This is a genomic window from Bradyrhizobium vignae (genome assembly GCF_004114425.1).
GTDB lineage: Bacteria > Pseudomonadota > Alphaproteobacteria > Rhizobiales > Xanthobacteraceae > Bradyrhizobium > Bradyrhizobium vignae.
The window spans coordinates 1-18,466 of sequence record NZ_RDQF01000090.1 but is presented as its reverse complement, the minus strand read 5'-3'; the positions used below and the strand labels follow the sequence as shown (position 1 = coordinate 18,466).

Here is an 18,466-nt window from a genome sequence, read left to right as displayed (position 1 = left end):
ACCTTGACTCGATCTGCGCGCGCCATCCTACGTGCTCCACGGTCGGGACGAAGAGCTGGCCTGCAATCGAACAAAGAGCTGAACAAACCGCCTTGACACACCAAATCCCCATGTGAGCAATCCAGAAACCCGCCGCGGAAAGATTCTGGATGCTTCGCTGCGCTCGCAATGAGGGGAGAGACCCGTAGCCCGCACGAGCGCAGCGATATGCGGGACGTCGCCTTGGCGTGATTCTGCTTGAGACGTCCCCGAGTTTCGCTACGCTCACCCGGGCTACGGCTTTGTAACGCGAGGCGACAATGTCCCAGCCAGCCGCCCTCATCACCACCGAGCAACTCGCCGCGATGCTCGACGATCCCGATCTCCGCCTCTACGACTGCACGACGTACAACGAACCAGTCCCGCCGGGCAGCGACGTGCCCTATCGTGCGGTGCCCGGCGACAAGACGTTCGCGGCTGGCCACATCCCCGGCGCCGATTTCCTCGACCTGCAAGGTGAGTTCTCCGACACCTCGTCGCGACACTTCTTCATGATGCCCGATGTGGCCCAGCTGGAGGCTGCCTTCGGCCGCCATGGCCTCGATGCGGGCAAGACCATCGTGCTCTACAGCATCGGGACCATGATGTGGGCAACGCGGTTCTGGTGGATGCTGCGCTCGCTCGGCGTCGATGCCCGTGTGCTCGACGGAGGCTTCGATAAATGGAAGGAGGAGGGGCGGCCGATTGAGACGGGCGCACCGAGGGGCTATCCAGCCACGACCTTCAAGGCGGCGCCGCGCGCGGGCTTTTTCGTCGACAGGAATGTCGTGAAGGGGCGGATCGGCGATCCCTCGACTGTCATCGTCAACGCGCTCGGGCCCCAGTTTCATCGCGGCCTCGATCCGAGCCGCTACGGCCGGCCGGGCCGCGTTCCCGGCAGTGTCAACGTTCCTGCAGCCATGCTCGTGAATGCCGACAAGACGCTGACGAGCCTTGCAGATGCGCAAGCGAAGTTCGCGGCCCGGGGGATCACGCGCGACAAGACGGTGATTCTCTATTGCGGAGGCGGCATCTCGGCCACGATCGACCTCTTCTTGCTGACGCAACTCGGCTACGACAAGCTGACGCTGTACGATGCCTCGATGGGCGAATGGGCAAGGGACCCGGCGCTGCCGATCGAGACGGATTGAGGGGGCGGCTCTTGGCCTCCGGGGAGGGTAAGAGCCACGAGTAAACAAAATCGGGAACCTTTCCCCTGGCCCTGCATCCAATGGCCGGAACCAATGGAGACGAGGAAACCGCCATGCCAGGGACCGCAGCCGGCCTGTCGGCGGGCGCCAGGACTTCGGAAGCCGCGCTGGTCGACCGGGCGCGGCGCCGGGACGAGACCGCCTTGCGCGAGATCATGCAGGCCAATAACCGCAGGCTCTACCGCCTCGCGCGAGGCATCCTGCGCAGCGACAGCGAGGCCGAGGATGTGGTGCAGGAAACCTATGTCCGCGCATTCACCCATCTCGACGGCTTTCGCGGCGAGTCCGGACTGTCGACCTGGCTGTCGCGCATTGCCATCAACGAGGCACTTGGCCGGGCACGCAGCGCCAGACCGCATGTCGAGCTCGGCGCGGTGCCGGAACAGGCGCTCGAGGCGCAGATCATCAAATTCCCTGTTTCTCCTCCAGGCGATCCGGAAAGGACCATGGCCCAGCGTGAAATCCAGCGTGTGGTCGAACGCGCCATCGACGAATTGCCGGATGTCTTCCGCATGGTCTTCGTCGCCCGGGTCATGGAGGGGATGACGGTCGATGAGACCGCCGATCTGCTCGGTGTGAAGCCCGAAACGGTGAAGACGCGGCTGCACCGCGCTCGCACCATGCTGCGCGAGAACGTCGAGAAGGAGATCGGCCCGGTGGTTATGGATGCGTTCCCCTTCGCCGGGCGACGATGTGAGCACTTGACCGAGGCTGTGCTGAAGCGGCTCGGGTTCGGAGCCTGAAGTTTTCGGGAACGTTTGCGCGAAATGTCCATCCAACTCCTGTGAAGCAACGTGCCGGCCAAACGTCCGGCACCACAGGAGGATCAAGCCATGTTCATCCGATCGAGCGCGGCAATCGCCGCCGCCGTTCTGCTGTCGAGTCCCGTGCTGCCACAGGGCGCTCGTGCGGCCGATAAGCTCACCGATCCGCAGATCGCGCATATCGCCTACACCGCCGGCGTGATCGACATCAACGCGGCGAAGCAGGCGATGAAGAAAGCCAAGAACAAGGATGTGAAGGCGTTTGCCGAGGACATGGTGCGCGACCACGAGGCCGTGAACAAGCAGGCGCTCGCGCTGGTCAAGAAGCTGAACGTCACGCCTGAAGACAACGACACCAGCAAGGCGCTGTCGAAGCAGGCCAGCGAGAAGCTAGCCGAGCTCGACAAGCTGAGCGGCGCGGCCTTTGACAAGGCCTATGTCGCGAACGAAGTCGCCTACCACAAGACGGTCAACGGCGCCCTCGAAACCCAGCTCATTCCGTCCGCCAGCAATGCCGAGCTGAAGAACCTGCTGCAGACCGGCCTGAAGATCTTCCAGGGACATGAGCAGCACGCCGAACATGTCGCGGCCGAGCTGAAATAGGAGATGGGATGATGCCGGGACGTCTCGCTTCAACCGCGCTTGCAGTCGTCTTCCTGACGATGGTCGTCCCGGCAGACGCCGCGACCATAGAGATCACGATGGAGAATCTCGTGATCTCGCCGGCCGAAATATCGGCGAAGGTGGGCGATACCATTCAATGGGTCAACAAGGACGTCTTCGCTCATACCGCGACCGCGAGGAACGGCGATTTCGACGTGACGCTGCCGCCGAACAAATCGGCGGCGTCGGTTCTGAAGAAGGCTGGAACGGTCGAATATTACTGCCGCTATCATCCCAACATGAAAGCGATGCTCAAGGTCGAGCCTTGAGGAGGAAAGGAGCGCGTTCGCGATTGCAGCGGGAACATCTCCCGGCGATCGCGAGACAAATGCTTGTCCGGGTGATGCGCTAAAGCATGATTCGGAAAAGTGCGAAGCGGTTTTCCGGAAAGATCATGCGTAAACAACAAGCTAAAGCGCGATGACGATTCATCCAAATCTCATCGCGCTTTAGTTCAGCCGGATTTGCTTGAGCGCTGCGCGAACGCCGGGACTGTACGATCGGCTGCGATAGTAGTGCATCAAGGCTTCGTAGAGGCGCCAGGAGCCGGACCATTTTCCCGGTCCCTTGCCAATTCCGCTGGCCCATACTTCGACGTCGCCATAGAGCTGAATGTCATCGCACAGAAATGCTCTTTCCCGTGCCGTAGGCCGGGTCGATGCGCGCTTTGCGATCCATTTGTTGTCCCCGATCCCGTCATCCGGAATCTCGAATGCGACGCTTTTCGTTTCTTTGGGGACCTGCTCCAACCACATCTCCATACAGAGTTCAGGTGTTTTGCCCTTGGTCGCGCGGATGGGGTCGCCATTCTCCTCTTGAAATTTCGCCATAAGGACGGGGGCGGATGATGCGCGGTCTCGTCCGATGGCGCGTGATTGGTCTCTAAGTGCCTTCTTGATCTTCTCCGCGACCTTGTCGGGATTTTCGTGCTTCACGGCGTGAAATGATCGCAACGGAGTCGGAATTGCTGTGCCTTCCACGAGGATTGCAATCACCGGGATGCCGGCGCCCCTTGCAAGCGAATATTCGTAGGTGACCCATTCCGAACGTCTGCTGGCCTCGGTGACGAGAACGACGACACCACGGGAATCGCGAATACCGTCTTCAATGTCGTCAAACCATTTCGCGCCTGGGCTGATGCTGTGTTCATCCCGCCACACCGGCAATTTGTGGGCCTTCAGGCTGCGCTCAAGATCGCGAGCCAGGTCCTTGTCGTCCGAGGCATAAGACAAGAATAGACGCTTGATCATGGACTCAGCTCGTCGGGAAAAAATTCGATGAAAAACTTATGGTAGCGTATGCAAGTCGGTTCAGCCAGAAAGAATGCATCGCTGAACGCGCTGTATCCACAACGGCCGAATTTCATTTCAACATGAAGGCGACGCTCAAGGATCGCACCGTGATGGAAGGGGGAATTCCTGATCGTATCAAGAACATTTCCCGCTCATTGCAAGACTAATGCTTGTCCGCGGGGAACGGCTTTCATGCGATAAATCGCGGCAGACTTCGCGACGACTTTCGCAAAGTCATTCATCCGCCAACTGGCCCCGCCCACGTGGCGGGGATTTTCGACAGACTTACTGCCTGGAGATGCCGACCGAGAATTCGCCGTTGCGAATGCGGCCGGGAAAGCCCTCGACGAACTTCGCCACCGCGTCCTCGCCATAGGTGCCGACGAGCTCGGCCAATGCCGCGAACAGGCTCGCCTGCGCCAGGCAATCACCATCGATGCCGTCATGGCGAGCCTCGGCCCAGGCCTCGTTGAGATAGTTCAGGGCAGCCTTTTTCTGCTCGTGATCGGGCAGCGGCGCGCGGGCGGGGGCGTAGGAAATCGGCTGGCTCATGAAACTCGATCAGGGCTGGGGCGCGATCCACGGCGATGCGCTGTGCGAGAGGTGTAGCACGGTCGTTAACGACGGCTAGGCCACATCTTTAAGAACGGTTAACGGCTATGAACAAAATCGATGACAGGGTTCCCGCACTGCGTGATTCCGCGGCGTGCGCCGCGCGAACCCGGAATGACGAGTAGAGAGAGCTCAGTTCGCGTAGCGCGCCGTGAGATCCCGCGAGATCTTCGAGCCTTCCTCGATGTAGCGGCGGATCGCCACCGTCGCGGCCGGCGTGCAGCTGCGGTAGGTCTGCTGAAAACCGTTGTAGCCGCGGTTGAAGCCGGCGATCATGCGGGTGCGGCGCTCCCCGGAGGGAGTTTCGGCATCGATCAGCGCCTGCATCTCGTTGCGCCATTTGTTGCCCTCATTGGTCCCGCAGATGCCGCGCAGATAGTGCAGCCCGCCCAGGATCTCGGCCAGCCGCTGCAAATCGGCGTCAAACGGCGCCGCCACGTCCTGGGCCCCGGCGGGCCCGGCGGCGCAGGCAACAATCAGGGCAAAAATGGCCAGAGGTCGCGTCGACATCGGCGGCTGTATGCCCCCTTGGGATGGCTGGCGCAAGGCGGGCCGTCAGGCGCCAAGCAGCCGGTGAGCGGACAGGATAACTTCCTCCAGCCCCCCGGTCAGCTTGAGGTCGCAGAGACTGCCAAGAGCATCCGGCACGATCCAGCGGTAATCGTCGAGCTCGTCGTTCAAGGCCGGTTCCTTCGCCGTCCAGCGGGCGGCAAAAGACATGATCAGGTAATGGCCGGCGCCGGCTGCGGCCGGCAGCACTTCGCGCCAGCCGGCGAGGCCGATGATCTCGATCTCGAGCCCGGTTTCCTCGTCGACCTCGCGGCTCAAGGCCTGATGCAACGATTCGCCGAACTCGACCCGGCCGCCCGGAAGCGAATAGAATCCCTTGGCCGGCGAGCGGGCGCGGCGGACCAGCAGCACCTTGCCGTCGCGGAAGATGGCCGCGCTGACCGCAAGCTGGGGATGGGTGGGCTGGACGACCGCGGCCAATCTCGTCACCTATCCGGCCGAATTCGCCATGATGGTGTCGACGTCGGCTTCCGCCCCGCCATTGATGATGCCGCCGCAGGCCGCAATCAGCGGCTTGACCCAGAGCGCGGCCTGCTCGGCGAGGCGGACGCGGGTCGTGTCCTTCTCGACCTCGCGCATGGCCGAACCCACCGCGGTCAGGATCGAGGTCATGGTATCCGTAATGTGGTCGAACTGGGCCCGGACGTCGGGATCGGCCTTCTCATAGGCCTCGATGGCGAGGTCCCGCGCCTTGAAATTCGAGGCCGTGAAATGCTCGGCATAGGACAGCGGCGTCCAGGTCAGGAAGTCTTCGGCGCATTCGGGCATATCAGGGACCATTTCGAGCAGCATCACGGCTTCATTGAAATGGTTGAGATAGTCGGTGGCAAGCCCGGTCCGCGGGTTGATGTTGGCCACGCGCAGCCGTTCGGCCCAGGCCTCGACCTCAGGGCCCGTCTGTACATGCGTGCGCGCGGGTTTGGAGGCCGTTGAGCTCATCTGCCGCAGTGTTAGCTTTTGGGGTTAAAAGGACCTGAACGGACCCTATATAGATACCCTGGTATGTGTGGACGCTTCGTCATAACTTCGGCCCCCGCGGCTTTGCGGCAACTGTTCGGCTATGTCGAGCAGCCGAATTTCCCGCCCCGATACAATGTCGCCCCGACAGAGCCGATTCCGGTCGTATTGGCCGAGAACGGGGCGCGCCATTTCCGCCTGATGCGTTGGGGCCTGCTGCCGGGCTGGGTCAAGGATCCCCGCGGCTTTACGCTCCTGATCAACGCCCGCTCCGAGACGGTGCTGGAGAAGCCCGCCTTCAAGAACGCGATTCGTCGCCGGCGCGGCCTGATCCCGGCCGACGGCTATTACGAGTGGAAGTCGGAGGGCGGCCGCAAGCAGCCCTTCTTCATCCACCGTGCTGACGGCGCGCCGCTCGGCTTTGCCGCTGTGTTCGAAACCTGGCTCGGGCCGAACGGCGAGGAGCTCGATACGGTCGCGATCGTCACGGCGGCGGCGGGCGAGGATCTCGCCGCGCTTCATGACCGCGTGCCCGTCACCATCAGCCCGCGCGATTTCGAGCGCTGGCTCGACGTCAGCGGCGACGAGGTCGATGCGATCCTGCCGCTGATGAGCGCCCCGCGTATCGGCGAATTCGCCTGGCACCCGGTCTCCAGCCGCGTCAACCGCGTCGCCAACGACGACGAGCAGCTGCTCTTGCCGATCAGCGCGGAGCAGATGGAGGCGGAGGCAGAAGCTGCCAAGCCCAAGAAGGTGGCGAGGAAAGTTGCTGCTGCGTCATCAGACGACGGGCAAGGGTCGTTGTTCTGAACAGCGATGCCGGTGGGCAATGGCGCGCAACACGCCGCGCCCACCGTCCGTCCAATTATTTGACTCAAGCCGCTGCGACGGCCGATCCGAGCGCTGCGTTGCTATAGGCCTCGCCTCCAATGCCCCAGCCGCCATCGACGGCGTAGCTGACATTTGCAAAAATGTGCTCGCGCTTGATGCGTCCCTCGGCGGCCTTCTCGAGGATGGTCGTGCCCTCGGAGATCCAGGCGTCCTTCATCTCCTGCGTCGGCAGCACGAATGACGGCACCCTGAGCTCGAACACGGCGATGTCGGCGGGCTTGCCGCCGGAATAGGTGCGCCGCTTCGGCACCACGGTCACCTCGCCGATGACGTTCGGCGTCATGAAGCGGTTGCCGGTGAGGCCGTGCAAACGCAGCAGCAGCTCGGTCAGCTTGCCGAACGCCTCGGCTTCTGCGGCCGGCGTCAGCGCGCCTTCGGGAACGATGATCTGGATGGGCATAGAGAGGTTTCCCTTTGAACCGTAACATAACGGTCGTTATATAAAACATAACGATCGTTATCCCGTCAAGCGTAATATAACGATCGCTATCGAGAGGTGACCGATGGCACGACCGAAGAAGAGCGACGGTGACGCGCGCGCGCGGCTGGCGGATGCGGTCGGGCGCGGCTTCCGCACCGGTGGATTCGGCGGCGCCGGCGTGGACGCGCTCGCCAAGGGTGCGGGCCTCACGTCGGGGGCGTTCTACGCCCATTTCGAATCCAAGGCGGATGCGTTCCGGCTTGCGGTAGCGGACGGGCTCGCCTTCCTGCGCGGCGGCATCGCGCAATTTCAGGCGCAGCACGGCAGCGGTTGGCGCGATCCGTTCGTCGATTTCTATCTGGGTGAGCGGATGGAGGTCGGCCTCGATGAGGCCTGCGCACTCCCCAGCTTTTCCTCTGACGTTGCGCGCTCGGACGCCGCAACGCGCGCCGTCTATCAGGGAGAGCTGGAGCGTCTGGCGGACCTCGTCGCGCAGGGTTTTCGCGGCACGCATGCGCGGCAGCGGGCGATCGCGCTGCTTGCGATCCTGACAGGCGCGGCCGACATGGCGCGCGCGGTGAAGGATGACGCCGTCAGGCGCGAGATCCTCGCCGCCGCGAAGGTCGCGGCGAAGGCAATCTAAATTAGTCCTCAGACGATCTCGCGCGCCCGCAGCGCCGCAATCTCCGCCGCGTCAAATCCGAGCTCGCCCAGCACCGCATCCGTATCCGCGCCCAGCTCCGGCGCCATCCGGTCCAGCCTGCCGCCGCCATGGGCGAGTTTGAACCCGCTGCCGGCAAAGCGCAGGCGGCCGTATTGCGTGTCGAGCTCCTGGATCGCGCCGCGCGCCTTGATTTGCGGATGGTCGATGACCTCCTCGACCTTCCAGATGCTGGCGCAGGGCGCGCCGGCGTCTTCCAGAATCGTCTCCCATTCGCGTGCAGGCTTCTTCGCGAGCGCCTCCTCAATGATGGCGCGCAGCGCGCCCTCGTTCTCGTTACGCGAAAACCAGTCGGCAAAGCGCGGGTCGCTCAGCGTGTCCTCGCGGCCGAGCGCGGACATCAGCGCGCGGTACTGCTTCTCGTTGTTGACCGCGAGCAGGATGTGGCCGTCGCCGGCCTTGAACAGGTTCGCGGTGGTCTTGCGGCTCACCGCTTGATTGCCGGAAAGCTGCTGACGATGGCCGGCAACCGACCAGTCCGCGATCTGGCCCGAGAGAAATGCCAGCGTCGCCTCCAGCATCGAGACGTCGATGAGCTGCCCCTTGCCGGTGCGGTCGCGCTGGTAGAGCGCGCTCGACACGCCGAACGCCGCCGTGGCGCCCGAAAGCACGTCGCAGACCGCAAAGCCCGCGCGGGTCGGCCCGGTCTCGGGATGGCCGGTGATGGCCATGATGCCCGACAGCGCCTGCATCTTGCCGTCGTAGCCGGGCCGCAGGCGGTCCGGACCGGTCTGGCCGAAGCCGGAGACCGCGCAATAGATCAGCTTTGGATTGATCGCCGACAGTGCCTCGTAGCCGATGCCGAGCTTGTCCATCACGCCCGGGCGAAAATTTTCCATGACGACGTCGACCTGGCTCGCGAGCTTCTTCACGATCGCGATCGCCTCCGGCTTCTGCAAATCGAGCGTCAGGCTGCGCTTGTTGCCGTTGATGGCCTGGAACGCCGGTGCCAGCCCGCGCTCGGCCCATTCGCGAGAGAGCGGCGTGCGGCGCATGTCCTCGCCCTCGCGCCGCTCGACCTTGATGACGTCTGCACCCAAGAGCGCGAGCTGATAGCTCGCATAGGGGCCGGCCAGCACTTGCGTGAAGTCCAGGATCTTCACGCCCTCGAACGGTCGCGTCACCTCGCTCTCCCTCGATTATTGTTGTTGGACGACGTCAGGCGGCGCGGTTGCCGCGCGCGATCTCCTTCTGCTTGTCGAATTCGGCGCGGCGGCGCGCCAGCTCCTCGGGCGAGAGCTGCGCGACATTGTTGTAGTCGAGCTTCCAGGAGGCGTCCTCGCTCCAGCGCAGCGGCGATTGCATCGTGGTCTGTGGGCCGCTGGCGCTCTCCAGCAGTCTCAGCGCGAGCTCGAGCGTCTGCGCCTGCGAGGCGACGTCGTGCGGCTTGCCGGCGGAATTGCCGAGCGGGAAGTCGCTGAACAGGAAGCGCGGTACCGCCGCGTGCTCGATGATGTCCTTGGCGCAGCCCATGATCACGGTCGCAATGCCGTTGCGCTCCAGATGCCGCGCCACCAGCGCCGTGGTCTGGTGGCAGACCGGGCAGTTCGGCACCAGCACCGCGACATCGACCTTGTCGGCCAGGCAGCGCGACAGAATCTCCGGCGCGTCGGTGTCGAGCGTGACGCGATGGCTGCGGTTGGTCGGCGCGCCGAAGAAGCGCGGCGCGACTTCGCCGATGCGGCCTGCTGCGGATGCTTTCAAAAGCTGCGGCAGCGGAAACCAGGTCCCGCTGTCGGTCGCCGACGTGTGCTTGCGGTCGTAGCCGATGTGGGAGATGCGCAGGTCGTGCTGCCTGGACGTGTCGCCGTCATAGACCTGATAGAACTTCGCGCTGCCATTATACGCCGCGCCCGGCCCCTGGTCGCCCTTGGCCGGATCGTAAGGCGCGGCCGTCGTGATGATGGTGACACGTGACTTGGCCAGCGGCTTCTTCAGCGGCTGGAACGGCGCCTCCGTGTAATGCGCCCAGCGATATGGCGTGGTGTAGCCGATCGCTGCGTAATAGTCGCGGGTGCGCTGCATGTAGGGAACAGGGGAGTCGTGGTCGGGCGCAAAGCCGAATTCGTCGTCGCGCGGAGCGGACATGGCGCGTCTCCTGGTTCTTGGTTGGCGCCAGACTAGAGGTAGTTTTGGCGTTGCTCAACGGGGGGCGAGCTGACGCAGGACAGAATTGCAGATGAAGTTGGTCGGCATCGGTATTGCTGACCCTCTCCCACGAGGGCAGAAGGGTCTGCACCTTGCGTGCGAATAGGTTCCTTACCTGAACACATGCAGCGCCACGTATTGCAGCAGCATGATCGCCTTGGCGTCGATGATGCGGCCGTCGGCGATCATCGCCAATGCCTCGTCGATGGGAAGCTCCAGCACCTCGATGTCCTCGCCTTCGTGCTCGAGGCCGCCGCCGTCGCTCACCCGCATCTCAGGCTCGTATTCGGCGACGAAGAAATGCAGCTTCTCGGTGTTGGCGCCCGGGCTCATGAACGCCTCGAACACCTTGTGGACGTGATGCAGGCGATAGCCGGTTTCCTCCTCGGCCTCGGCGCGGATGCGCTCCTCGGGCGAGGCATTGTCCAGCACGCCGGCGGCCGCTTCGATCAAGAGATCGTCGTAGCCGCGGATGAACGCCGGCAGGCGGAACTGGCGCACCAGGATCACCGTGCGCCGGGCAAGATTGTAGGGCAGCACGGCTGCGGCGTTGTCGCGCTCATAGGTCTCGCGGTGCTGCGTCTGCCACTCGCCATTGGCGCGGCGGTAGTCGAACGTCGTCTCCTTCAGGGGCGTCCAATTGTCGGAGAGCACGCGGACGTCCCTGATGCGGACGCGGTCGGAAATGGTCATGGCTCGATCTCAGTTGCTTGGCGTGGTCGCGCGGCCGTCGAGCCACTTCTGGAACATCACGGACGTCGACAGCTCGAAGCCCAGCGAGCCATAGAACGCATTGGCCTCTGCATTCTCGCGCCGGACGAGGAGCTGCAGCTTCGGAATGCCGGCGCTCCGCAGCCAGTCCTCCGCCGCCGCCATGATGGCGCGACCGAAGCCGCGCTTCTGACAACCGGGATCGACCGCGACGTAATAGACCCAGCCGCGATGGCCGTCATGGCCGACCATGACGGTGGCGACGATCGCGCCGTTGTCGCGGCCGACCAGCACGGTGGAATTGTCGCGCCGCCGCGCCAGCGCGATGTCGGCATGCGGGTCGTTCCAGGGCCGCGTCAGGCCGCAGCGCTGCCACAGCGCGACGACGCCCTCGACGTCGGCATCTCTGATGGCGTCAATCGCAGGCGCGGTCACAGCACCTTCCCCGGATTCATGATTCCCAGCGGATCGAGCATCGTCTTGATCGACCGCATCAGCTCGATCGCGGTCTTGTCCTTCACCTCGGGAAGCTCGTCGCGCTTGAGCACGCCGATGCCGTGCTCGGCCGAGATCGAGCCGCCCATGCGCAGCACGATCTCGAACACGACCGCGTTCATCTCGTGCCAGCGCGCCAGAAAATCCGCGGTGTCGGCGCCGATCGGCTGGCTGACATTGTAGTGCAGATTGCCGTCGCCGAGATGGCCGAACGGCACCGGCCGTGCGCCCGGGATCAGCTTCACCACCGCGGCATCGGCCTCGGCGATGAAGGCAGGCACCGCAGCGACGGGCACGGAGATGTCGTGCTTGATCGAGCCGCCTTCCGGTTTCTGCGCCGCCGACATCTCGTCGCGCAGCTTCCAGAACGCGCCGCGCTGGGCGAGGCTCGCCGCGATCACGGCGTCGTCGACGATCTCCTCCTCCATGGCGCGGGCGAGGATCGTCTCCAGCGGCGTGCGGGCATCCTCGCTGGGTGAGGACAATTCCATCAGCACGTACCAGGGATGCTTCTGTGCGAGCGGGTCGCGCACGTCGATGCCGTGACGGATCGAGAAGTCGACCGCCATCTCCGACAGCAGCTCGAAGCTCGTCAGCGCATTGGCGGCTTCGCCTTGCGCGATCGTGAGCAGCTTGAGCGCCGCTGCCGGCGACTTCAGCCCGACGAAGGCCGTCTCGATCGCCCGCGGCTTGGGAAACAGTTTCAGCGTTGCCGCGGTGATGATGCCGAGCGTGCCTTCTGCGCCGATGAAGAGGTTGTGCAGGTTGTAGCCGGTGTTGTCCTTCTTCAGCTTCGACAGCGCGTTCAGCACACGCCCGTCGGCGAGCACGACCTCGAGCCCCAGCGCCATCTCGCGCGCGACGCCATAGGCGAGCGCGGCGGTGCCGCCGGCATTGGTCGAGAGATTGCCGCCGATGGTGCAGCTGCCTTCCGCGCCCAGCGACAGCGGAAACAGCCGGTCCACCTCCGCCGCCTTCGTTTGCGCGACCTGCAGCACCACGCCGGCCTCGCAGGTCATGGTGTTGGAGGCGGTGTCGACCTCGCGGATCTTGTCGAGCCGGCGCAGCGACACCACCACCTCGCCATTGTGCGGCGTCTGCCCGCCGACGAGCCCGGTGTTGCCGCCCTGCGGCACCAGGGCGATGTTGTGCGCCGAGGCGAGCTTGCAGATCGCGGAGACTTCCGCGGTCGAGCCCGGGCGCAGCACCAGCGGCGAGCGGCCGTGGAACAGGTTGCGCTCCTCGGTGACGTAGGGCTCGATATCGGTCGCATCGGTGATCGCATGGCGCTCGCCGACGATCTTGCGGAATTGGTCGATCAGCTCGGGCGCAAGCGGCGGGGCGGCGGACTTATTGACGTTCATTCTCGTATCTCTTCTCAAGCTTCTTATCGGGCAACTGCCGCCCGGCGCAGCCGGTCGTTGATCGCTTCGCCAAGTCCTTCTTCGGGGATCGCCATCACCGCGATCGCCCGCGGCGCTCTCGCATCGAGGCTGCGAAGATAACCGAACAGATTGGCCGCGGCTTCATCGAGATCACCGGTGGGCGACAAATTCATGACGGCCGCGGCAGCATCAATGCCGGGCAGGCGCGACGGCCCGAACGCCAGCAGCGCCTCGTCCGGCGCGACATCATGCGCATTGAGCCGCACATTGGCGCGCGGCGCGTAATGCGAGGCCAGCATGCCCGGCGCAAGCGGCTGGCTGTCGTCGCTTTCGGCTTCCATAGCGGGTCGCGCGAGTGGGGCGCCCAGCACCGCCTCGATCCGCTCGCGCGACAGTCCGCCGGGACGGAGCAGCATCGGCATCTCGAAGCAGCCGACGATGGTCGATTCGACGCCGACCTCGACCGGCCCGCCATCGACGATCAGGTCGATCCGCCCCGCAAGGTCGCTCTCGACATGGCCGGCCAGCGTCGGCGAGACGTGGCCGGAGATGTTGGCGGACGGCGCCACCACCGCCCCGCCAAAGGCGCGCAGGATCGCCTGCGCCACCGGATGGGCGGGAATGCGGATCGCGACCGTGTCGAGGCCGGCGGTGGCGAGATCCGCCACCGGGCAGTCCTCGGTCTTCGGCACCACCAGCGTCAGCGGCCCCGGCCAGAACGCCTCTGCAAGCTTCAACGCGCGCGCGTCGAAGCGCCCGATCCGCCGCGCGGCCGCGATATCAGCGACATGCGCGATCAGCGGATTGAACGCCGGCCGGCCCTTGGCGGCGTAGAGATGGGCGATCGCCGCAGCGTTGGCCGCATCCGCCCCAAGCCCGTAGACCGTCTCGGTCGGAAACGCGACCAGCCCGCCGGCCGCCAGGGTCCGGGCGGCGGCTTCCGCGCCGGCCTCGCCGGCCGGCAAAATCAGCGTTTCAAGACACGTTTTCACAGGGATAAAATTCCTCATCTCGGCCGCTTGCAGTGCGTCAAACCCGACGCTATAAGCCGCCTTCTTGTCGGAGTGTGGCTCAGCCCGGTAGAGCACTGCGTTCGGGACGCAGGGGTCGCAGGTTCGAATCCTGCCACTCCGACCATTCTTCCAAAAGTCGACGTTCTCCTGAAGGCTTGGCGGACCGGTCGCCGGCGCCTCGGGAGCGCCTTTTTTGCAACGATTTTCGGGGCGGGTCCACGGCCGATTTGGCCCTCGCAGGGCGGCTTGTTGCGGTGGCATGGCTTGCCAGCTTCAGGATGACCCGGCCGCCCGGGGCTCGAACGAGACCGCGACCCGCCTGGCCTTGATCCGGCCGTGCACCCCATAGCTGGATTCGAAGCTCAGTATTGTGCCGTCGGGATCGATTTCGATGCCGAGCGAGAAGATGATTCCCGCTTCCGTGAAGTCGAACAGCTGGACCTCGATCGGCTCGAAGATCGTGAAGGTGACGTCCACATGCTTGGTCAGCACGAAATAGCCGCGTGCATCGACCTTCGGGGTCATCTGGAAGGCGTGGGCGACCAGCCGGCTTGGTGCGCCCTGGCGAAGCTCCAGCTCCCGCAACGTCGCATCGTGGAATGAAGGTACGCCCTCGCACCAGGCACACAGCGCTGCGCCACCTTCCAGATCGCCAATGTTTGCCTTCGCCATGGAACATCTCTCGCACGCAAATGTGTCGCGCAAGCTATCGGGAATTCGACGACGGAGCATCTGCGTGCAGGCTTGACCGCCGAAGCCCCTGCGCGCGATCAAATCGCTTCGTTCGGCAACCAGTTGCCATTCGGTCGGGCCGGCGGCTAGATGAGCGCATAGTCGGTCGCGCGTTCGAGAGCGTGATTCGCCGAGAAGGAGAACAGGGTTGGAAACCATGAACAAGACTATCGTCGCGCTCGTTGCAACGTTTGGTTTTGCTGCTTGCGGCCCGGCATGGGCCGCGTGGCCAGACGAGAAGCCGATCGAAGTCGTCGTCGGCTTCGCGCCCGGCGGCGGCACCGATGTCATGGCCCGCAAGCTTCTTCCCTTTGTCGAGCGCGCGCTGGGCGGCAAGGCGAAGTTTGTCGTCCTGAACAAGCCCGGCGCCGGTGGGGAGATCGCGTTTGCCGCGATTGCGCGCGCCGCGCCCGACGCTTATTCCATCGGCGTCGTCAACGTGCCGGGCTACAACTTCCTGCCGATGACCCGCAAAACCCAATACACCACGGATGAAATCCGGCTGGTCGCACGGGTCGTCGAGGATCCGAACGTCGTCGTGGTGCCTGCGGACAGCCGATTCAAGAATCTGCCGGATGTCGTTGTGGCATTGCGCAGCAAGCCCGGCTCGGTGACCTTTGGTCACAACGGCGCCGGCACCAACGGTCATCTGGCCATTCGCATGCTCGCTTCCGTCGCGAAGGTCGAGCCCAACGAGATCTCCTACCGAGGAACGGCGGCGCAGCGGACTGACCTTTTAGGCGGGCATCTGGATGTCGGGATGGTCACTCTCAGCGAGATTCCCGAACTGCATGGCGCCAACAAGGGGCCGCTTCGCGTCATCGCGATCCTGTCGAAAAAGCGCTTTCCATCGCTGCCCGACGTTCCGACGGCAGAGGAGGTGGGCTTTCCAGTGGTGACGACGGCCGAGCGTGGCTTCGCGGTCCCCAAGGGCGTTCCGGACGACCTCGTCAAGAAGCTGGAAGCCGGGATCGCCGAGGGCCTGCGCAATCCAGAGTACCTGACGGGTTCTCCGGGGGATGAGCCGGTGATCGCCTTCCTGCCTGGTGCAGAGTGGCAGAAGCGCCTCGACGACATGTCGGAGGCCCTGCGTCCGTTCGCCGACCAGATGCGGGCAAGCGAACAGAAGTAGTGCTGTTGCAAGCGGCTCCGGCGCGCCTACCTTCGCGCCACCAGCGCCCCCAGCAGAAACGCCACCAGCAGCGACGGCAGCGGGGCTTCGCGCACCATGCCGCGGACGATGTCTTGCCAGTGCTGCTCCGGCACCAGTCTCGGCGATCGTACGTGGGGCGCCGGCTCGATGCCCCAGCTTGAGGCAAGCTCGGCGATCTCGCTTTGCGCGAGGCGCACGCCGTCACGGACGCGGAAGACGGCGGCGTCCGTTCGTTTGCGCGGCGCGAGCCGCATCAAGGTCTCGACGGCCGTGCGCAGCGTCATCTCGCCGTAGCCTTGCAGCCGCACCGACTCCTCGGGGTCGGATGTCATGCGAAATCCCTCACAGCGCCGAATTCTTCATAACGCAAAGTGGCGCGCGATGGTGAAGACCGCCGCCGCGCATAGGACCAGCGTGGATACCGCGCCGGCCACGCCACGCGCGAGATGGGCTCGCGTCAGGTGCCTGCTCATGATCTTGCTCCATGCTCTGTATGAAAATGGCCGCCGTGGAGCTTGGTTCCTTGCGCGCGATCCGAATCAGCGGGCGCCGGCTACTTCCGCAGCAGCTCGCTCAAGGCTGCTGTCGCCTCGGCGCAGCGGATGTCGTCGATCTCGCGCGACAGGCTCAGCACGCTCGCCCTCAGCTCTTCGAGCTTCCAGCTGTCAGGATGCTGGTTTTCGAGCTGACCCAGACGCTTGTTCAGATCGTCCAGTCTCGATTGAAGCTGCCCGATGCTGGCGGCCCCATTCACTTTCCAAACACGTTGTGCACGCATCGTCATTCCCCTGGTAGTCTCACGGCCTTGTGAGAGCGGTTCGTGGCCGGAATGGGAGTTTGTTTTGTCCGGCTTCAGACTGTGTGGAACCGTTGCAGATCGGCAACGAAGTTCCGGTATTGTCGGCGAGCCGTCGCACGATGGTCCCGCCAGGCATGGGATTTGATTGCGCCATCGGCGGAAGACCGAGGCGGCTGCGCGCAGTGGCTGGGTAGCTCCAGGTCCGACGCAATCAGAAACGTAAGGGAATGAGTCGTGGCGAGATTTGTGACCATCGCAGCCGGCCAGCTCGGCCCGATTGCGAGGAGCGAGACCAGGACCGCGGTCGTGGCGCGGCTGATGGCGTTGATGCGCGAGGCGCGCGCTTGCGGCTGCGACCTGATCGTCTATCCCGAGCTGGCGCTGACCACGTTCTTTCCGCGCTGGTTCTTCGAGGACCAGGCCGAGATCGACAGCTTTTTCGAGCGCGAGATGCCGGGCCCTGAGACGCAGCCGCTGTTCGATCTCGCGCGCGAACTCGGGATCGGCTTTTGCCTTGGCTATGCCGAGCTCGCGGTCGAGGCCGGAATCGTCAGGCGCTACAACACGTCCATTCTCGTCGACAAGAGCGGCGCGATCGTCCTGAAGTATCGCAAGGTCCATCTGCCCGGTCATGCCGAGCACGAGCCGTGGCGCGAATTCCAGCATCTGGAAAAGCGCTACTTCGAGCCGGGCAGCGGCTTCGGCGTGGTCGATGCCTTCGGTGGCGTCATTGGCATGGCGATCTGCAACGACCGCCGCTGGAGCGAGACCTATCGGGTGATGGGCCTGCAGGGCGTCGAGATGGTGCTGATCGGCTACAACACGCCGGTGCACAATCCGCCCGCACCCGAGCATGACGATCTCTCGCTGTTTCACAATGGTCTGGTGATGCAGGCCGGCGCCTATCAGAACGGCACTTTCGTCGTCGGGGTCGCCAAGGCCGGCCGCGAGGAGGGCGTCGATCAGATCGGCGGCAGCTGCATCATCGCGCCCTCGGGCGAGATCATCGCGGCCTGCACCACCAAGGGCGACGAGATCGCGCTGGCGCGCTGCGACCTCGATCTCTGCAATTCCTACAAGCGCACCACCTTCAATTTCGACGTCCACCGCCAGCCGCGGGCTTACGGGATGATCGTCGAGCGGAAAGGCGTGACGACGATGGCGGATGGGACGCCGGTGCTGTCGAAGGGGTTGATGCTCCCGTAGCCCGGAATGGAGCGGAAAGCGAAATCCGGGGCCGCTCGCGGCATCTTGCACTTCCCGGATTGCGCTGCGCTCGATCCGGGCTACAGGTCCGGGCCTGTTTCGCTTCTCTGTCAACCCACCGGCGCGAAAATATTCCACTTTACCGAAATTCGGATTTGTCGTATGTGTCGCGCATCCCGGCTCATTCTCGAGGGGCGATCATGAGGTCGTCATTGTCGCGAGCCGGGCTTGCGGTGGACGCAGCAGCGTCGGGCGCGAACAGCCAGGGGCAGGGCGGATTGCTCTCCGTGAGCCCTAAGGCATCGTGCGGACGAACGGCGCTGTCAGGTTCGTCTCGTCATACTTCGATGGCAACGTGCACAACGCCATCGGACCCTGCGGCGAAATGGCGAACCGTGCGTACGGCAAAACCGTGTGGTCCTGGCCGTCGTTGCTACGGTCAAGCGCTTGCGAATGCGGCAGTCGCGTCAACCGGCGCGGCTGCCGGTGAATTCCGCGAGCGCGAGGGAGGCCAGAAGGAATTCGGCTCCCGGGAGAGCGCGGCATAAGCCGTCCGACCATCGCGCAGGGAAGGCCGAGTGATTGGCACCACCTGTATGCTGCTGTGCGGTCTTTTTGCGCGATCCTTTCGCGCAGCAGACCGCGGGTGCGAGGTCAGCACCCGGTCTTCCCCATAGGCGTTAAGTTTGTTCTTGAGTGTTGGA

The 18,466-nt window shown here is 64.3% G+C and carries 23 protein-coding genes and 1 tRNA gene; 9 read left to right on the top strand and 15 right to left on the bottom strand.

Annotation, left to right across the window (positions count from 1 at the left end; translation table 11 throughout):
• The first annotated feature begins 299 nt into the window (after positions 1-299).
• The 4 genes from EAV90_RS37220 (at position 300) to EAV90_RS37205 (ending at position 2,925) form a co-directional block, all read left to right on the top strand.
• Positions 300-1,169, top strand: coding sequence for a sulfurtransferase (locus tag EAV90_RS37220; protein WP_129146264.1), 870 nt, complete (start codon positions 300-302; stop codon positions 1,167-1,169).
• A gap of 113 nt (positions 1,170-1,282) precedes the next feature.
• Entirely contained in the window at positions 1,283-1,972 is a 690-nt protein-coding gene (locus EAV90_RS37215; protein ID WP_164937270.1) for an RNA polymerase sigma factor, read from the top strand.
• Positions 1,973-2,062: 90 nt separating this feature from the next.
• Positions 2,063-2,596, top strand: a complete 534-nt coding sequence (locus EAV90_RS37210) for a DUF4142 domain-containing protein (RefSeq protein ID WP_122404767.1) — start codon at positions 2,063-2,065, stop codon at positions 2,594-2,596.
• 8 nt (positions 2,597-2,604) lie between these two features.
• Complete coding sequence (locus tag EAV90_RS37205) at positions 2,605-2,925, top strand: cupredoxin domain-containing protein (RefSeq protein WP_122404766.1); 321 nt, start codon at positions 2,605-2,607, stop codon at positions 2,923-2,925.
• A gap of 180 nt (positions 2,926-3,105) precedes the next feature.
• Here EAV90_RS37205 and EAV90_RS37200 read toward each other — a convergent pair whose 3' ends face one another.
• The 5 genes from EAV90_RS37200 to EAV90_RS37180 all read right to left on the bottom strand — a co-directional run bounded on the left by EAV90_RS37200 (position 3,106) and on the right by EAV90_RS37180 (position 6,069).
• Positions 3,106-3,906: a toll/interleukin-1 receptor domain-containing protein gene (locus tag EAV90_RS37200; protein WP_129146262.1), complete on the bottom strand. Its 801-nt coding sequence runs from the start codon at positions 3,904-3,906 to the stop codon at positions 3,106-3,108.
• Between the two features lie 327 nt (positions 3,907-4,233).
• A complete protein-coding gene (locus EAV90_RS37195; protein WP_122404764.1) occupies positions 4,234-4,500 on the bottom strand; it encodes a hypothetical protein in 267 nt (88 codons plus the stop codon).
• 192 nt (positions 4,501-4,692) lie between these two features.
• Positions 4,693-5,070, bottom strand: coding sequence for a TIGR02301 family protein (locus tag EAV90_RS37190; protein WP_129146265.1), 378 nt, complete (start codon positions 5,068-5,070; stop codon positions 4,693-4,695).
• 45 nt (positions 5,071-5,115) lie between these two features.
• A complete protein-coding gene (locus EAV90_RS37185) occupies positions 5,116-5,550 on the bottom strand; it encodes an NUDIX hydrolase (protein WP_129146261.1) in 435 nt (144 codons plus the stop codon).
• Positions 5,551-5,559: 9 nt separating this feature from the next.
• Positions 5,560-6,069 (bottom strand): hypothetical protein, encoded by a 510-nt coding sequence (locus EAV90_RS37180; RefSeq protein ID WP_129146260.1) that lies wholly within the window; start codon positions 6,067-6,069, stop codon positions 5,560-5,562.
• Between the two features lie 63 nt (positions 6,070-6,132).
• Here EAV90_RS37180 and EAV90_RS37175 point away from each other — a divergent pair, with 63 nt between their 5' ends.
• A complete protein-coding gene (locus tag EAV90_RS37175; RefSeq protein ID WP_129146259.1) occupies positions 6,133-6,897 on the top strand; it encodes an SOS response-associated peptidase in 765 nt (254 codons plus the stop codon).
• A 64-nt stretch (positions 6,898-6,961) separates the two neighbouring features.
• Here the strand turns inward: EAV90_RS37175 and EAV90_RS37170 are convergent, their stop codons facing one another.
• The gene (locus EAV90_RS37170) at positions 6,962-7,378 is read right to left on the bottom strand and encodes a Tautomerase enzyme (protein ID WP_129146258.1); all 417 of its coding nucleotides are present in this window, start codon (positions 7,376-7,378) and stop codon (positions 6,962-6,964) included.
• 103 nt (positions 7,379-7,481) lie between these two features.
• Here EAV90_RS37170 and EAV90_RS37165 point away from each other — a divergent pair, with 103 nt between their 5' ends.
• Positions 7,482-8,042 carry a TetR family transcriptional regulator gene (locus tag EAV90_RS37165; RefSeq protein ID WP_122404758.1) on the top strand — a complete coding sequence of 187 codons (561 nt, stop codon included), beginning with the start codon at positions 7,482-7,484 and terminating at the stop codon, positions 8,040-8,042.
• Between the two features lie 8 nt (positions 8,043-8,050).
• Here the strand turns inward: EAV90_RS37165 and EAV90_RS37160 are convergent, their stop codons facing one another.
• The 6 genes from EAV90_RS37160 to EAV90_RS37135 all read right to left on the bottom strand — a co-directional run bounded on the left by EAV90_RS37160 (position 8,051) and on the right by EAV90_RS37135 (position 13,851).
• Positions 8,051-9,244, bottom strand: a complete 1,194-nt coding sequence (locus tag EAV90_RS37160; RefSeq protein ID WP_129146257.1) for a CaiB/BaiF CoA transferase family protein — start codon at positions 9,242-9,244, stop codon at positions 8,051-8,053.
• Between the two features lie 34 nt (positions 9,245-9,278).
• Complete coding sequence (locus EAV90_RS37155; RefSeq protein WP_129146256.1) at positions 9,279-10,208, bottom strand: glycine/sarcosine/betaine reductase selenoprotein B family protein; 930 nt, start codon at positions 10,206-10,208, stop codon at positions 9,279-9,281.
• 171 nt (positions 10,209-10,379) lie between these two features.
• On the bottom strand, positions 10,380-10,961 hold the full coding sequence (locus EAV90_RS37150; RefSeq protein WP_129146255.1) for an NUDIX domain-containing protein: 582 nt from the start codon (positions 10,959-10,961) through the stop codon (positions 10,380-10,382).
• Between the two features lie 9 nt (positions 10,962-10,970).
• Positions 10,971-11,414, bottom strand: a complete 444-nt coding sequence (locus EAV90_RS37145) for a GNAT family acetyltransferase (protein WP_129146254.1) — start codon at positions 11,412-11,414, stop codon at positions 10,971-10,973.
• Positions 11,411-12,838, bottom strand: coding sequence for an FAD-binding oxidoreductase (locus EAV90_RS37140; RefSeq protein ID WP_129146253.1), 1,428 nt, complete (start codon positions 12,836-12,838; stop codon positions 11,411-11,413). The genes EAV90_RS37145 and EAV90_RS37140 overlap by 4 nt, the downstream gene beginning before the upstream one ends.
• A gap of 23 nt (positions 12,839-12,861) precedes the next feature.
• Positions 12,862-13,851 carry an L-threonylcarbamoyladenylate synthase gene (locus tag EAV90_RS37135; protein WP_129146252.1) on the bottom strand — a complete coding sequence of 330 codons (990 nt, stop codon included), beginning with the start codon at positions 13,849-13,851 and terminating at the stop codon, positions 12,862-12,864.
• Between the two features lie 68 nt (positions 13,852-13,919).
• On the opposite strand from EAV90_RS37135, the gene EAV90_RS37130 reads away from it, so the two are divergent.
• Positions 13,920-13,996 (top strand) — tRNA-Pro (locus tag EAV90_RS37130).
• Between the two features lie 149 nt (positions 13,997-14,145).
• Here EAV90_RS37130 and EAV90_RS37125 read toward each other — a convergent pair.
• On the bottom strand, positions 14,146-14,544 hold the full coding sequence (locus tag EAV90_RS37125; protein ID WP_129146251.1) for a hypothetical protein: 399 nt from the start codon (positions 14,542-14,544) through the stop codon (positions 14,146-14,148).
• A gap of 217 nt (positions 14,545-14,761) precedes the next feature.
• Here EAV90_RS37125 and EAV90_RS37120 point away from each other — a divergent pair, with 217 nt between their 5' ends.
• Positions 14,762-15,736 (top strand): tripartite tricarboxylate transporter substrate binding protein, encoded by a 975-nt coding sequence (locus EAV90_RS37120; protein ID WP_245509714.1) that lies wholly within the window; start codon positions 14,762-14,764, stop codon positions 15,734-15,736.
• 26 nt (positions 15,737-15,762) lie between these two features.
• Here the strand turns inward: EAV90_RS37120 and EAV90_RS37115 are convergent, their stop codons facing one another.
• Together EAV90_RS37115 and EAV90_RS37110 are read right to left on the bottom strand one after the other, a co-directional pair.
• Positions 15,763-16,089: a hypothetical protein gene (locus tag EAV90_RS37115; protein WP_129146249.1), complete on the bottom strand. Its 327-nt coding sequence runs from the start codon at positions 16,087-16,089 to the stop codon at positions 15,763-15,765.
• A gap of 221 nt (positions 16,090-16,310) precedes the next feature.
• On the bottom strand, positions 16,311-16,541 hold the full coding sequence (locus tag EAV90_RS37110) for a hypothetical protein (RefSeq protein ID WP_245162772.1): 231 nt from the start codon (positions 16,539-16,541) through the stop codon (positions 16,311-16,313).
• 249 nt (positions 16,542-16,790) lie between these two features.
• On the opposite strand from EAV90_RS37110, the gene EAV90_RS37105 reads away from it, so the two are divergent.
• A complete protein-coding gene (locus EAV90_RS37105) occupies positions 16,791-17,762 on the top strand; it encodes an N-carbamoyl-D-amino-acid hydrolase (protein ID WP_129146248.1) in 972 nt (323 codons plus the stop codon).
• The last annotated feature ends 704 nt before the right edge of the window (positions 17,763-18,466 follow it).